The organism is Lachnoclostridium sp. Marseille-P6806 (assembly GCF_964238185.1).
Classification (GTDB): Bacteria; Bacillota; Clostridia; order Lachnospirales; family Lachnospiraceae; genus Brotaphodocola.
The window spans coordinates 92,027-105,886 of the sequence record NZ_CAXSLG010000001.1 but is presented as its reverse complement, the minus strand read 5'-3'; the positions used below and the strand labels follow the sequence as shown (position 1 = coordinate 105,886).

Genomic DNA, 13,860 nt, shown 5'->3' with positions numbered 1-13,860 from the left:
CGAAAGAAACATGCAGAGAGCCGAAAATCAGGAAAGCTTCTGAAGCGCCTTTAAAAAGGCGTCAACGGCTTCCGGTTTTGTAGCCCAGGAGGTCACCAGACGGATGCAGGTGTGTGTATCATCAATTACAGTCTGGACGGAGAAAAGGAAATCCCTGGAAAGAGCTTCCATAACCGTGTTTGGAAGTACGGGAAACAGCTGGTTTGTTGTGGATGCCCAGTGGAAGGAATATCCGCAGTCTTCAATGCCGCGGCGAAGCTTGCCTGCCATTTCATTGGCATGGGAAGCTATGTCATAGAAGAGGCGGTTCTGAAACAGCTCTTCAAACTGGATACCAAGAAGCCATCCTTTTGCCAGCATGGCGCCCTTCTGTTTGATGAGGAAACGGAAATCCTGCTTTAAATCCGGGTTTAGGATGATCAGGGCTTCTCCGAAAAGGGCGCCGTTTTTTGTACCTCCAATGTAAAATAAATCCGTCAGGCGGGCAATGTCCGCAAGTGTCAGATCGCCTGCAGGGCTGGTAAGGGCAGAACCCAGTCTGGCTCCGTCTAAAAACAGGTAAAGCCCTTTCTGGCGGCAGAAAGCGGAAAGCGCCTCCAACTGAGCCTTGGTATACTGGGTGCCTACTTCAGTGGCATTGGAAATATAGACCATTTTTGGCTGTACCATATGTTCGTCAGTGTGCCAGTCCAGAGCCTTCTGGATCAGGGCAGGGGTCATAAGTCCATCTGGGGTGGGCTGTCCCAGAACCTTGTGTCCGGTGGCTTCGATGGCTCCCGTTTCGTGGACATTGATATGACCGGTTTCTGCACAGATGACAGCCTGGTAGGGCTTTAGGGCACAGGAAATGGCAAGAAGATTTGTCTGGGTTCCTCCGGTAATCATATGGATATCTGCATCTTCTCTGCCAATTTCCTGGCGAATCAGTTCCTTTGCATGGTCTGTATGGAGATCCAGGCTGTAACCATTATTCTGTTCCAGGTTGGTTTCCATCATAGCCTGCAGAATCCTCGGATGGGCGCCTTCACTGTAATCGTTGTTAAAGCTGTAAATCATGGTATTCCTCCTTGTGTTTGAATAGCTGCCAATACTGAATGCCATCATATAACAGAATCGGGGAAAATGCAAGAAAAGAGAGAAAGGATTAAAGTGTGATTGTTATGATAGGAGAATGGATTCAGCAGGCAGATGTGTGGATTTTACTGCTGATACAGGAATATCTCCGGGCAGATTGGATGACGGGATTTTGGAAGGCTGTGACTTTTTTGGGAAATGCAGGCTGGTTCTGGATTGTGACAGCTGTGGTTTTTGCTCTGATCCCCAAAACCAGGAGAGCGGGATTGACAGCCGGTTTTTCTCTGGCTGTGGGAGCGTTGATTACTAATGTATTTCTGAAAAATGCTGTTGCTAGGATACGGCCCTATGATTTGTATCCTGTCATTGAGCTTCTGGTGGAGAAGCAGACAGATTTTTCCTTCCCTTCAGGCCATACCTGCGCGTCCTTTGCAGCAGCCCTTGTCTATCTGCGGATGTTTCCGGAGCGGAAGGGGTGGGGCTTTGTGATTTTGGCTGTTCTCATTGGTTTTTCCCGGCTTTATGTGGGCGTTCATTATCCTACGGATGTGCTGGGCGGTTTTTTTGTAGGGTGGCTTGCCGGTATCCTGGCTTTGAAGGCAGAGGCAGCATGGGAAAGGCACAGGAAAGCAGAGAGAGAAAGGGTGTGAGATGTGAGTGGTTAAAGAAAGCAGAGAGACACAGGAAAATAGAATTTTAAGCAGGCTCTTTTCCCTTCAGGATCAGGAATATGGGGATTTTCAGGCCCGTCTGATGCCGGGAATAAGCAGAGAGCGGATTATTGGCGTAAGAACTCCGGACTTGAGACGTCTGGCCCGGGAACTGACGGGAACAGATGAGGCAAGGCAGTTTTTACAGGAGGAAGTTCACAGCTATTATGAGGAAAATAATCTTCATGGAATTCTGATTTCCGGAATCAGGGATTATAAAGACTGCGTGGCTCAGCTGGAGCGTTTTCTGCCTCAGGTGGACAACTGGGCTACCTGCGATCTGATTCGTCCGGCAGTAGTAAAAAAGCGCCTTCCGGAATTTCTGAAAGAGATCCGCCGGTGGCTTTGTTCTGACCATACGTATACCATCCGATTTGCTGCGGAAATGCTGATGTGCTATTATCTGGATGAGGAGTTTGAACCGGAATATCTGGAGCTTGTATGCGGTTTGCATTCAGAAGAGTATTATGTGAAAATGATGATTGCCTGGTATTTTGCAACAGCGCTGGCAAAACAGTATGAAAAGGCGCTGCCCTTTTTGGAGGAGCAGCGCCTGGATGCGTGGACGCACAATAAAACGATTCAAAAATCTGTGGAAAGCTTCCGGATTAAACCGGAGCAGAAGGAATACCTCAAGCGTTTAAGACGTCCTTCTTCCCGCTGATGCTTTCCAGCGCTTTTTTAAACTGTTTCCGGAACAGGAAGACAGTAAAGGAAACGGCAAAGAAATCGGCAACGGGTTCGGCCATGTATACAGCAGAGACCTGATCTCCTGTCCAGAAATGTGGGATAATGTAAATCAGCGGAATCAGGAGAACGAATTTTCTCATAACTGCTACCATAATGGATTCCTTGGCATAGCCGATGGAATTGAAGGCCATCTGACAGGAAATCTGAATTCCGAACAGGAACAGACATGCCAGGTAAATCCGAAGCGCCCGTTTGGTAAAGTCCAGAAGGGCTGCGTCGGTGGTGAACAGTCCGGCAAAGCCTCTGGGGAATATCATGATAAACAGCCACAGAAGCGTTGCATAGGCCATGCTGACTTTAAGCAGAAGCCAGAAAGCCTTTTTCACCCGTTCCGGGTTTCTGGCACCGTAGTTATAGCTGATAATTGGTTGAGCGCCCTGTCCCAGTCCCTGCAGAGGCAGCATAGCAAACATCATTACGCTGGTCAGAATGGTCATGGCGCCTACGGCAATATCGCCTCCATATTTCAGAAGAGAGGAGTTAAAGCATACAGAAATAATGCCCTCGCTGCTCTGCATAATGAAAGTGGAGGTACCCAGTCCAACGCAGGGAAGGATGATGGCTTTCTGGAGGCCGAACTGATTTGGCCGCAGCCGCAGCTGTGTTTTTTTGCCCATTAAAAAGGTTAGAACCCAGATACAGGAAAGCGCCTGAGAAAGAACCGTAGCGAGAGCTCCGCCGCGGACGCCCATATTCAGACCGAAGATAAAAATCGGATCCAGAATGATATTGGTGACTGCGCCAATCAGTACGGAGAGCATTCCTGTTTTTGCAAAGCCTTGGGCAGTAATAAATGCATTCATGCCAAGGGTAAGCTGTACGAAGATGGTGCCTATGGCGTAGATATTCATATAGCTGACGCTGTACTCAATGGTATTTTCACTGGCGCCGAAGGCCATAAGCAGCGTTCGGTTGAACAAAAGCAGAATTCCTGTGAGAACTACGGAAATTATCAGCTGAAGAGTAAAGCAGTTGTTCAGTATTTTTTCTGCATCTTCATATTTGCCTTTGCCCATAAAGATAGAGGCTCGGGGCGCTCCGCCGTTGCCTACCAGCATGGCAAAGGCAGACACAATCATAATTAACGGCATACAGACGCCGACACCGGTCAGAGCCAGGGCGCCTGTTTCCGGAATATGGCCGATATAAATCCGGTCTACAATGTTGTAGAGCATATTAATAATCTGGGCGGCAATGGTAGGAAGGGATAAGGTCCACAGCAGCTTGCCGATAGGTTCCCTTCCAAGAAAATCTTTGTTGTCTGTCATAGATATTTCCTTCTTTCTAGCATGTTTTTTGTGTTGTTAATGATTCTCTGGTTAAATGCAAAGAACTGGTTCTGCTCATCTTCTGTAAAACCGGAAAAAAGTTCCTGAAAAAACAGCTCTTGGACTGCCTGAATAGAGTCTGTCACAGGCGCGCTGGCAGGCAGCAGGGATAAGTGTTGTCTGCGCCGATCGTGAGGATCGGCAGTCCGGGCCAGCATGGATTTTTGGATCAGAGATTCTACGGCCTGAGAAACATGGCTTTTAGCCAGCATTTTATATTCTACAATGTCTGCTGCTGTATCCAGCTGTGGATTGTTTTTCAGAAAACAAATGATGGACGCTTCTGTCATGGTCAGATGATAGGTTTCGCAGAGATCCCGCAGAAAAGACTCGTGAAGCTTATTGGTGCGGCGGGTAGTCTCCAGAAGCTCAGTGATCCAGGATGACATGAGAATACCTCCTTTCAAATGGTCTTGAAGAAAATAGATTTTCAGCAAACAGTTCTATTTTGAACAGTTCGAAATAGAACTAACTAGAGGGACATTATACAGGAAACAGAGGAAAAGTCAAGGAAATTGTGAATTATTGCTTGACAAATAAGACCATGTGACGTACAATACGCCACATAGAGAACTTCTGTTTTACCATATCAGGGAAGAAGAGAGGAAGCTGTTATGACTCAGATTACAACCATGCAGATGAATATAGCAATGATGTGCGGCATGATGATGGATATGTGCCGTATGTTTGCGTATTCAAAAAACAGGATATGATTTGCATGGATGCTGAGAGACAATAGGGATAGTACCGGGGAACCGGAGATACAGCCGCAGGTCTTTACAGGCCTGCGGTTTTTTGTTTCATAGGACGCAATTTCCTGTGAAACAAAAACGCTCCGCAAGGATCGCCATGGGTTGGAAGAGAATTGGGCTGATGAGACGATCTGCCGCAGGCGGAGAAGCTCGCTCGCGAGCTTCGTTTTTGAGCACAGGGAAATGGAAGGAGGAAATATGGCAAACGAAGAGACGATTATCCAGTTAAAGGGAATGGGAAAGGAATTTAAGACGGCTAACGGCCCGGTAGTGGCGTTAAACGACATTAATCTGGATATTTACAGAGGTGAGATTTTTGGAATTATTGGCCTTTCCGGAGCAGGAAAGAGCACACTGGTAAGATGTATCAATATGCTGGAGGTTCCCACATCTGGACAGGTGCTGTTTGAAGGGGAAAATCTGGCGGCTATGAGCGAGGCAGAGCGGAGAATGGCAAGGCAGTCCATGGGAATGATTTTTCAGCAGTTTAATCTGCTGTCCCAGAGAACCGTTCTGAAAAATATCTGTTTTCCCATGGAAATTGCAAAGAACCATTCTTACACTAAGGCAGAGGCAAAGAACAGGGCCATGGAGCTGCTGAAGCTGGTAGGTCTGGAGGAAAGGGCAGGAGCTTATCCAGCCCAGCTGTCCGGCGGTCAGAAGCAGCGAGTGGCGATTGCAAGAGCGATTGCCACGAATCCCAAGGTGCTTCTCTGTGATGAGGCAACCAGCGCCCTGGATCCCAACACAACCAAGTCGATCCTGCAGCTGCTCAAGCAGATTAACCGGGAGCTGGGAATTACCGTGATTGTGATTACTCATGAAATGGCAGTGATTGAGGCCATCTGCGATCGGGTAGCAATTATTGACAAAAGCCATATTGCAGAGGTAGGAAAGGTTGCCGAGATTTTCTCAGAGCCTAAGTCAAAAATTGGACGCCAGCTGATTCTGGGAGATGCGATTACCAATGTGAAGATCAGCCATTCCCGGAAAATCAGAATCATCTTTGACGGACGGGAATCCATGGAGCCGGTGCTGGCCAACATGATTCTTGCCTGCAAGGTACCGGTGAATATTATGTATGCTTCAACGAGAGATGTAGGAGGAAAGGCGATGGGGCAGATGATTATTCAGCTTCCGGAAGATGAAGCTGATGCTGCAAGAGCCCTTCACTATCTGAAAACTGTAAAAATTCCATTTGAGGAGGTAAAAGAAAATGACCTTTAGTCCGCAGATTATGGAGCTGATTCAAAATGGAATCGGAGAGACGCTTTGCATGGTATTGATTTCAACAGTGCTGTCCTATATGATCGGAATTCCCTTAGGCATTATTCTTGTGGTGACAGATAAAGAGGGAATCCATCCGATTCCCATGCTTCAGAAGATACTGGGCGTTGCCATTAACCTGCTTCGCTCCGTTCCATTTTTGATTTTGCTGATTATGATGATTCCCCTGACCAGAAAGCTGGTGGGAACCAGTCTGGGCTGGAAGGCAGTGGTGCCGCCTCTGGTGGCGTCTGCAGCTCCTTACATTGCCAGAATGGTAGAGTCTTCTTTTAAGGAGATAGATGCCGGAGTGATTGAAGCGGCCAAGTCCATGGGCGCTACTACCTTTCAGATTATATGGAAGGTGCTGCTTCCGGAGTCAAAGCCATCTTTGTTAGTGGGAGCAGCTATTTCCACCACCACGATTCTGGGATATTCCGCTATTGCCGGAGCAGTAGGCGGCGGCGGACTGGGAGGTATTGCCATTAACTACGGCTATTACCGGTATGAGTCAGATATGATGTTTCTGACGGTAGCAATTCTGGTAATTATTGTTCAGATTATTCAGGAGATTGGCATGAAGCTGGCCAGAGTCAGCGATAAGAGAATCCGGTAAGAAAACGGGATTTTCAAAGAAAACGGATTTAGCAGCCAGGGGAAAAACCTCAGACTGTCAGCCGAAAGGGCTTTATAAATCAGGGCAGAAGAACTGTCCGGTATCTATTCATTATTATCTATGAGGAGGATAAGAATTATGAAGAGAAGAATCAGTGTAATTACGGCAGCATTTCTGGCAGCGGCAGCATTAACTGCATGCGGCAGCAAGACTGAGGAGACGGCAGCAGCATCAACACAGGCAGCTGCAGCAGAGAGCAAGGAGACTGAGGCAGAGGCAGAGGAGAGCAAGGCACCTGCAGAGCTGAAAGAGCTGGTGGTAGGTGCAAGTCCGGCGCCTCATGCAGAGATTCTGGAAGCAGCCCGTCCGGTTCTGGAGGAGAAGGGATACAGTTTAAAGATTGTAGAATATACAGACTATGTACAGCCGAATCTGGCTCTGGATACCGGTGATCTGGATGCAAACTATTTCCAGCACTTCCCTTACCTGGAGCAGTTTAATGCAGAAAGAGGAACAAAGCTGGTAAGCGCAGGCGCTGTTCATTATGAGCCCTTTGGCATTTATGCAGGAAAGACAGCTTCTCTGGAGGAACTGGCAGACGGAGCAAAGGTTGCAGTTCCCAATGATGCAACGAACGAGGCACGCGCACTGCTGCTTCTGGAGGCGCAGGGCCTGATTAAGTTAAAGGAAGGCGTTGGCCTGAAGGCAACCAAGATGGATATTGTTGAGAATCCGAAGAATCTGGAGCTGTTTGAGGTTGAGGCAGCGCAGATTCCCCGTTCTCTGCCAGATGTAGATATTGCTGTTATCAACGGAAACTATGCCATCGAAGCAGGTATGAAGGTAACAGATGCTCTGGCTGTAGAGTCTTCTGATTCTGAGGCAGCAGTTACTTATGGAAATGTTGTAGCTGTTCAGGAAGGAAAGGAAAATGAGGAGGGCACAAAGGCGCTGATGGAGGCTCTTACCAGTGACACCGTAAAGGAATTTATGGAGACAACTTATGAGGGCGCTGTTGTTCCGCTGTTTTAAGCAATAGCAGAGGCTCCAGCCGTCTGCCAGAATAAAAATTTCGGGCAGGGGCGGCAAAACAAGGGAGGGTGAAATGGAAAACCAGGATCAGAGAGAGAACAATTCGTATCCCGTGTATCAGAATCTCCAGGCAGAGTCTTACTCTGCCCCATCCCACCAGAATAGGCAGTCACCAAATGGTCTGGCGACTGCTTCTCTGGTTATGGGAATCCTGGCAGTTGTGATGACGTGCTGCTGCTACGGGGGACTTATTTTCGGCGGACTGGGAATTTTATTTGCCCTTCTGTCAAAAGGAAACGAACCGATGAGCGGACGGGCCAAGGCAGGGCTGGGGCTGTCCCTGGGAGGTTTGATTTTAACTGTTTTTATGTGGGGACTTTTTCTGTTTGTAGGAATTTCAGGATACGGAGGAGGATTTGAAATCGGTATTCCTGAGGTTCCTCAGATGCCGGAGCCGGAATTTGATTTGCCGGAGAATCTGGTTGCAGGGCTGCAGCAGTTTTTCTTTGGTAAAGAGCTGTTTCGGTAATGATTTCCGGATGGAACCATATGATCAAGATGCGCATAGAATATACCAGGAAGAAATGGGGTGGTTCTGTGCGCATTTTTGATTTAAAAAAAAAGAAGTGATTAATATCTGCGACTGCAGACGTCTGGGATATGTGGGAGATGTGGAGTTTGATCCGGAAACTGGCTGTATTACTCACCTGATTGTACCGGGGCCGGGCTGTCTGTGCGGGATTTTCGGAAGGGAAAAGGAGTATGTGATTTCCTTTCGCGATGTCAGGCAGATTGGCTCAGACATTATTCTTGTGGAAATCAGACGTCTGAAGGATGTGGAAAAGGCATGCAGCGGTGTGTGAGAAAAGGGGGGAGTATGGCGGCCGGGGGATTGCAGTGAAAACTGCTTGCGGATCTTGGTTATGTCATGTAAAATAAATGTAATATTTACAGACAAAACCCCATGGGTTTTTACAGAGAATGAGGAGGAAAGAGGAAGTGAAATGTCCATACTGCAATGCACAGGATACAAAGGTAATCGACTCCAGACCTGCTGATGATAACAGCTCCATACGCCGACGCCGTCAGTGTGAAAAGTGCGGAAAGCGGTTTACTACCTATGAGAAACTGGAAACAATGCCCCTGATGGTAATTAAAAAGGATCGGTCCAGGGAAACCTATGATCGCTCCAAGATTGAGTCGGGAATTATTCATTCCTGTCACAAGCGGCCGGTGTCCACACAGCAGATCAATGCCATGATTGATGAGATTGAAAATCAGATTTTCAACATGGAGGAAAAGGAAGTGGAGACTACGGTAATCGGTGAATTGGTGATGCGCAAGCTGAAGCAGTTAGACGAGGTGGCTTATGTGCGTTTTGCATCTGTTTACCGGGAGTTTAAGGATGTGAACACCTTTATGGAGGAGCTGGGAAAGCTTCTTCAGAACAAATAAACAGGAGAAAAAGCATTGATACTGGAACAGTTTTATCCCCGTGAATGGCTCAACAGCACCTATGAGATTCCATGGGAGCAGTGGCAAAAAAAGGGTATTCGGGGCGTGATTTTTGACATTGACAATACGCTGGTGGAGCATGGTGCTCCGGCAGATAAAAGGGCGGTGGAGCTGTTTGAACGGCTTCGGGGACTGGGCATAAAAACCTGCCTTTTGTCCAACAATAAGGAACCTCGGGTGGCGTCCTTTGCAGCTGCCGTACATTCTCCTTATATTTATAAGGCAGGAAAGCCGGGAAGAAAAAATTATCTCCGGGCGATGGAGCTGATGGGAACAGACAGAAAGACAACCCTGTTTGTGGGAGATCAGCTGTTTACAGATGTTTACGGGGCCAATCGCTGTGGGATTTACGGGATTTTAGTGAAGCCCATTAACCCCAGAGAGGAGATCCAGATTGTATTGAAACGATATTTGGAGGCTCCTATTTTACATTGCTATAAAAAATCTCATTCCAGCCAGAAAAAATGACGGGAGATGTTTGGGCGCGAGGTTTGGGCCTGGAAACGTTTTGTGAAAAGGTTTGAGTTTGGGGGCGTTTTGCTGGGAGATTTGAGCCAGGGGAGCGTTTTTGCCGGAAGTTTTGAGCCAGGGGAATATGCTGTCAAAAGTAGGCGCCGGAAGGCACGCATGGACTGGGAAGAGAGAAAAATATTTACATGGGAGATGGGAGTATGAGCGGAGAAAATGTGATTTTTATTGGATTTATGGGAGCAGGCAAGACCAGTGTGGGACGGGCCTATGCCCAGACAGCAGGAATTCCGTTAGTGGATACGGATCAGATGATAGAAGAGGAAGCGGGCATGACCATCTCTGATATTTTCCGGTTGAAGGGGGAGGAATTTTTCCGGGAAACGGAGACTGCTGTATTAAAAAAGCTGCAGAAGGAAACGGAGCCGAAGGTAATTTCAGTGGGAGGAGGACTGCCTCTCAGGGAGGAAAACAGAGCTCTTTTAAGGGAACTGGGACAGGTGATTTTTCTTCAGGTAAAAGCAGAAACGGTGATAGAACGGTTAAAGGGAGATACCACCAGACCTCTTCTTCAGGGAACTGATGTGAAGCAGCGGGCGGAAGAACTTTTGGCCTACCGGAATCCTATTTATCGTCAGGCAGCTCATCAGATTGTAGATGTGGACGGGAAAACCGTGGAAGAGATTGTGCATCTGATAAGAGAGAAAGAGGGGAAGAATTAATGAAGCTTCTTGTTTTAAACGGACCAAATTTGAATTTCCTGGGCATTCGGGAAAAGGGAATTTACGGAACCAGGGATTATGAATGGCTGGTGAAGCATCTGGAGGAAAAGGCTGCCGCTGAGGGACATGAGCTGGAGGTTTTTCAGAGCAACTGTGAGGGCGGATTGATTGACAAGATTCAGGAGGCATACCATACAGGTGTAGAGGGAATTATTATTAATCCAGGAGCATTTACCCACTATAGCTACGCCGTGCGGGATGCTCTGGCATCCATTCAGGTGCCGATTATTGAGGTTCATATTTCCAATGTTCATAAGCGGGAAGAGTTCCGCCATACGTCTGTGACTGCTCCGGTCTGCACCGGACAGATTGTGGGGCTTGGACTTCGGGGCTATGATCTGGCGATGGATTATCTAACAGGAGAAGAGGGATAATTTTTTTCCAGCTGAGGATTTCTAACGGTTCTGCCATATATCTTTTTGCCCCTTTACAGGGGAACAAGAGGAAGCGGGCGTCTGCCTTATGAAAATAAGTTTTCAACGCATTTTTCTGTTTGAACCTTTGCAGGGCTGAACTGATACGGGGATTTTTAGGAGACGAAAAAAAAAGGTTGAAAAAACGTATCTTTTATTATATTATAGAATAGATTAATCGCGTAAAACAGTACGTAAATTCAAGGAGGAATATCACATGATTTCAGCAGGTGATTTTAGAAACGGCATTACCCTGGAAATCGAGGGTGCAGTATATCAGATCGTAGAGTTCCAGCACGTTAAGCCGGGCAAGGGTGCTGCATTCGTAAGAACCAAAATCAAAAACGTTATGACCGGTTCCGTAGTAGAGAGAACCTTCCGTCCGACTGAGAAGTTCCCGTCTGCAAGAATTGACCGTGTAGACATGCAGTATCTGTATGCAGATGGTGATTTATTCAACTTCATGAACATGGACAACTACGAGCAGATCGCTCTGACTCCCGATGTGATTGGCGATGCTCTGAAGTTTGTAAAAGAGAACGAAGTTGTTAAGGTTTGCTCTTACAACGGAAAAGTATTCTCTGTTGAGGCTCCGCTGTTCGTTGAGCTGGAGATTACCAGCACAGAGCCGGGCTTCAAGGGCGATACCGCACAGGGCGCAACCAAGCCGGCTGTTGTTGAAACAGGCGCTACCGTATACGTTCCCTTATTTGTGGATAACGGCGATAAGATTAAGATTGATACCCGTACTGGTGAGTATCTTTCCAGAGCATAATTTTAAAGCAGATAAATGCAAAAACCGCTTCGGCCTTGGCCGAGGCGGTTTTTTGCATTTAGAGGCGGAAAAGTTGGATTCTGCACAATTTGAGTATGGGTTTTGGTATTTAGGAGTAGAAAGGCTGGATTCTGCACAATCTGGGTGTGGGATTTTGCATTTTCGACAGGAAAAGCCAAATTCTGCATTCCATGCCAGTGAAGCGTTTGTATTTTGGGGGATAGCGGTTAGTTTCTGTATAAGGCAGAGGGACACCCTTTCTTTGGAGCATATTCAGAGAATTCAGGAAAACAATCAGGAAATCTATCAGGAAAACAGGGAAATGTAAGTTCTGAATGACTTGAATTTTTTTTGAAATTCCTTTATAATAATAGATCAGTTTCTAAGGAAAAGAGCCGTATGTCTGGAGTTGGATTTCAGTCATCAGAAGACGGCAGGAATGGAATAAAAGGAGACAGGAAACGTGAAAAAATTTCTTGATTTGATTGCTGATGAAATGAAGGCGGCATTTGCCGGCTGTGGGTATGAGGAATCTTATGCCAAGGTAGTATTGTCAAACCGCCCGGATCTCTGTGAATATCAGTGCAATGGCGCTATGGCAGCTGCAAAAGCCTATAAAAAGAAACCGATTGATATTGCTTCAGATGTAGTTGCAAAGCTGAAGGAGCAGTGCAGTGTGAGAGCTGCTGCAGGAGAAACTCCTGTTTTTCTGGATGAGGATGTCAATGCAGTAATGCCGGGATTTATCAATCTTCGTGTCAATTCCCTATATCTGGCAGAGTATATGGAAGGTATGACTCAGGCTCCGAAGCTGGGGCTGGATGAAATTGGTCATGGAGAAACCATTATTGTGGATTACGGCGGAGCCAATGTGGCAAAGCCTCTGCATGTGGGACATCTTCGTTCTGCAGTTATTGGAGAAAGCATTCGTCGGATGGGAAATTTCTTGGGATATCATATGGTGGGCGATGTTCATCTGGGAGACTGGGGATTGCAGATGGGACTGATTATCGAGGAACTGCGGGACAGAAAGCCAGAGCTGGTGTATTTTGATGAATCTTATACTGGAGAATACCCGACAGAGCCGCCTTTTACCATCAGTGAGTTAGAGGACATTTATCCTACTGCCAGCAAAAAGGCAAAAGAGGATGAGTGCTTTAAGGAGCGTGCTCAGACTGCAACCTTTAAGCTGCAGAACGGTTACGCACCCTTTACTGCAATTTGGAAACACATTATGAATGTTTCTCTGGCAGATTTAAAGAGAAACTACGGAAATCTGGACGTACATTTTGATTTGTGGAAGGGAGAAAGCGATGCAGAGCCGTATATCCCCTGGCTGATTCAGGATCTGCAGGATAAGGGGCTGGCTTATGAAAGTCAGGGCGCTCTGGTTGTAGATATTGCAGAGCCAACAGATTCTAAGGAACTGCCTCCCTGTATTGTCCGCAAATCAGACGGAGCAGCTCTTTATGCTACTTCAGATTTGGGAACGATTCTGGAGAGAGAAAAGGATTTTGCGCCGGTAAAATATATTTATATTACAGACAAGCGCCAGGAGCTGCATTTTACCCAGGTATTCCGTGTAGCGAAAAAGGCTGGATATGTAAAGCCGGAAACCCCGATGATCCATATTGGCTTTGGTACTATGAACGGCAGAGACGGCAAGCCCTTTAAGACCAGAGACGGCGGCGTTATGCGTCTGGAGCATCTGATTGCAGATATTGATGAGGCTGTTTATGCCAGAATTATGGAAAACCGCACGGTATCTGAGGATGAAGCGAGAGAAACAGCCAAGGTTGTGGGACTGGCTGCATTAAAGTACGGAGATCTTTCCAACCAGGCTGCAAAGGATTATGTATTTGACTTAGAGCGCTTTATTTCTTTTGAGGGAAATACAGGTCCTTATATTCTGTACACGATTGTCCGGATCAAATCCATTTTGGGCAAATATCTGGATCAGAAGCAGGAAGAAGCTGAGGCTTCTGCTGTTCTTGCGCCGTCCGGCAGCGGAGAAAAGACACTGATGTTAGAACTGGCAAAATATAATGAGGTAATGGAAAATGCTTTTGCAGAGACTGCGCCTCATAAGATCTGTCAGTATATCTTTGATTTATCCAACGCATTCAACAGCTTTTACCACGATACCAGAATTCTCGCAGAGGAAGATAAGGCCCGTCAGGCCAGCTGGATTCGTCTGATCACCCTGGTAAAAGATGTTCTTACCACCTGCATCCAGGTATTAGGCTTCGAAGCCCCCGAACGGATGTGACGTTACAGCCCTGACGTGCAAAAGAAGACCTCCAGCCAGAGCGGAGTGAGCATGCTCACGTAGAGCAGGCCGGAGGTCTTCTTTTATAGGGCGGAGCCCGCGCAGCGAGA

Annotated in this window: 17 protein-coding genes; 14 read left to right on the top strand and 3 right to left on the bottom strand. The window is 47.0% G+C overall.

Features of this window, described 5'->3' with window-relative positions:
• Window positions 1-27: 27 nt before the first annotated feature.
• Entirely contained in the window at window positions 28-1,053 is a 1,026-nt protein-coding gene (locus tag ACESON_RS00435) for a low specificity L-threonine aldolase (RefSeq protein ID WP_373108282.1), read from the bottom strand.
• A 107-nt stretch (window positions 1,054-1,160) separates the two neighbouring features.
• Between ACESON_RS00435 and ACESON_RS00430 the strand changes: the two genes are divergently transcribed.
• Window positions 1,161-1,724, top strand: coding sequence for a phosphatase PAP2 family protein (locus ACESON_RS00430; RefSeq protein WP_373107907.1), 564 nt, complete (start codon window positions 1,161-1,163; stop codon window positions 1,722-1,724).
• A 7-nt stretch (window positions 1,725-1,731) separates the two neighbouring features.
• A complete protein-coding gene (locus tag ACESON_RS00425; protein ID WP_373107905.1) occupies window positions 1,732-2,448 on the top strand; it encodes a DNA alkylation repair protein in 717 nt (238 codons plus the stop codon).
• On the opposite strand, the gene ACESON_RS00420 is transcribed toward ACESON_RS00425, so the two are convergent.
• Both ACESON_RS00420 and ACESON_RS00415 read right to left on the bottom strand, forming a co-directional pair.
• Entirely contained in the window at window positions 2,417-3,802 is a 1,386-nt protein-coding gene (locus ACESON_RS00420; protein ID WP_373107903.1) for an MATE family efflux transporter, read from the bottom strand. The genes ACESON_RS00425 and ACESON_RS00420 overlap by 32 nt on opposite strands.
• Window positions 3,799-4,251, bottom strand: coding sequence for a MarR family transcriptional regulator (locus tag ACESON_RS00415; protein WP_177958940.1), 453 nt, complete (start codon window positions 4,249-4,251; stop codon window positions 3,799-3,801). Before ACESON_RS00415 ends, ACESON_RS00420 begins: the two co-directional genes overlap by 4 nt.
• Before the next feature lie 561 nt (window positions 4,252-4,812).
• Here ACESON_RS00415 and ACESON_RS00410 point away from each other — a divergent pair.
• From ACESON_RS00410 to argS, 12 genes are all read left to right on the top strand, one after another.
• Entirely contained in the window at window positions 4,813-5,841 is a 1,029-nt protein-coding gene (locus ACESON_RS00410; RefSeq protein WP_373107901.1) for a methionine ABC transporter ATP-binding protein, read from the top strand.
• A complete protein-coding gene (locus tag ACESON_RS00405; protein WP_373107898.1) occupies window positions 5,831-6,496 on the top strand; it encodes a methionine ABC transporter permease in 666 nt (221 codons plus the stop codon). Before ACESON_RS00410 ends, ACESON_RS00405 begins: the two co-directional genes overlap by 11 nt.
• A gap of 138 nt (window positions 6,497-6,634) precedes the next feature.
• On the top strand, window positions 6,635-7,528 hold the full coding sequence (locus tag ACESON_RS00400) for a MetQ/NlpA family ABC transporter substrate-binding protein (RefSeq protein ID WP_373107895.1): 894 nt from the start codon (window positions 6,635-6,637) through the stop codon (window positions 7,526-7,528).
• A gap of 73 nt (window positions 7,529-7,601) precedes the next feature.
• Window positions 7,602-8,057, top strand: a complete 456-nt coding sequence (locus tag ACESON_RS00395; RefSeq protein ID WP_177958936.1) for a hypothetical protein — start codon at window positions 7,602-7,604, stop codon at window positions 8,055-8,057.
• A gap of 97 nt (window positions 8,058-8,154) precedes the next feature.
• Window positions 8,155-8,391: a YlmC/YmxH family sporulation protein gene (locus ACESON_RS00390; protein WP_177958935.1), complete on the top strand. Its 237-nt coding sequence runs from the start codon at window positions 8,155-8,157 to the stop codon at window positions 8,389-8,391.
• 136 nt (window positions 8,392-8,527) lie between these two features.
• Entirely contained in the window at window positions 8,528-8,983 is a 456-nt protein-coding gene (gene nrdR, locus ACESON_RS00385) for a transcriptional regulator NrdR (RefSeq protein WP_177958934.1), read from the top strand.
• Window positions 8,984-9,001: 18 nt separating this feature from the next.
• Window positions 9,002-9,511 carry a YqeG family HAD IIIA-type phosphatase gene (locus tag ACESON_RS00380; protein WP_177958946.1) on the top strand — a complete coding sequence of 170 codons (510 nt, stop codon included), beginning with the start codon at window positions 9,002-9,004 and terminating at the stop codon, window positions 9,509-9,511.
• A 203-nt stretch (window positions 9,512-9,714) separates the two neighbouring features.
• Window positions 9,715-10,233, top strand: coding sequence for a shikimate kinase (locus tag ACESON_RS00375; protein WP_373107892.1), 519 nt, complete (start codon window positions 9,715-9,717; stop codon window positions 10,231-10,233).
• Complete coding sequence (aroQ, locus tag ACESON_RS00370; RefSeq protein ID WP_177958932.1) at window positions 10,233-10,667, top strand: type II 3-dehydroquinate dehydratase; 435 nt, start codon at window positions 10,233-10,235, stop codon at window positions 10,665-10,667. The genes ACESON_RS00375 and aroQ overlap by 1 nt, the downstream gene beginning before the upstream one ends.
• Window positions 10,668-10,923: 256 nt before the next feature.
• Window positions 10,924-11,481 (top strand): elongation factor P, encoded by a 558-nt coding sequence (gene efp, locus ACESON_RS00365; RefSeq protein ID WP_177958931.1) that lies wholly within the window; start codon window positions 10,924-10,926, stop codon window positions 11,479-11,481.
• Window positions 11,444-11,809, top strand: a complete 366-nt coding sequence (locus ACESON_RS00360; RefSeq protein ID WP_373107889.1) for a hypothetical protein — start codon at window positions 11,444-11,446, stop codon at window positions 11,807-11,809. The genes efp and ACESON_RS00360 overlap by 38 nt, the downstream gene beginning before the upstream one ends.
• A gap of 135 nt (window positions 11,810-11,944) precedes the next feature.
• The gene (argS, locus tag ACESON_RS00355) at window positions 11,945-13,750 is read left to right on the top strand and encodes an arginine--tRNA ligase (RefSeq protein ID WP_373107887.1); all 1,806 of its coding nucleotides are present in this window, start codon (window positions 11,945-11,947) and stop codon (window positions 13,748-13,750) included.
• The last annotated feature ends 110 nt before the right edge of the window (window positions 13,751-13,860 follow it).

Bases quoted from the DNA above. Each gene is read 5' to 3' on its own strand.
- ACESON_RS00430 (WP_373107907.1), top strand. From the start codon at position 1,161: ATGATAGGAGAATGGATTCAGCAGGCAGATGTGTGGATTTTACTGCTG.
- ACESON_RS00420 (WP_373107903.1), bottom strand. From the start codon at position 3,802: ATGACAGACAACAAAGATTTTCTTGGAAGGGAACCTATCGGCAAGCTG.
- ACESON_RS00415 (WP_177958940.1), bottom strand. From the start codon at position 4,251: ATGTCATCCTGGATCACTGAGCTTCTGGAGACTACCCGCCGCACCAAT.
- ACESON_RS00410 (WP_373107901.1), top strand. From the start codon at position 4,813: ATGGCAAACGAAGAGACGATTATCCAGTTAAAGGGAATGGGAAAGGAA.
- ACESON_RS00405 (WP_373107898.1), top strand. From the start codon at position 5,831: ATGACCTTTAGTCCGCAGATTATGGAGCTGATTCAAAATGGAATCGGA.
- ACESON_RS00400 (WP_373107895.1), top strand. From the start codon at position 6,635: ATGAAGAGAAGAATCAGTGTAATTACGGCAGCATTTCTGGCAGCGGCA.
- ACESON_RS00395 (WP_177958936.1), top strand. From the start codon at position 7,602: ATGGAAAACCAGGATCAGAGAGAGAACAATTCGTATCCCGTGTATCAG.
- ACESON_RS00375 (WP_373107892.1), top strand. From the start codon at position 9,715: ATGAGCGGAGAAAATGTGATTTTTATTGGATTTATGGGAGCAGGCAAG.
- aroQ (WP_177958932.1), top strand. From the start codon at position 10,233: ATGAAGCTTCTTGTTTTAAACGGACCAAATTTGAATTTCCTGGGCATT.
- efp (WP_177958931.1), top strand. From the start codon at position 10,924: ATGATTTCAGCAGGTGATTTTAGAAACGGCATTACCCTGGAAATCGAG.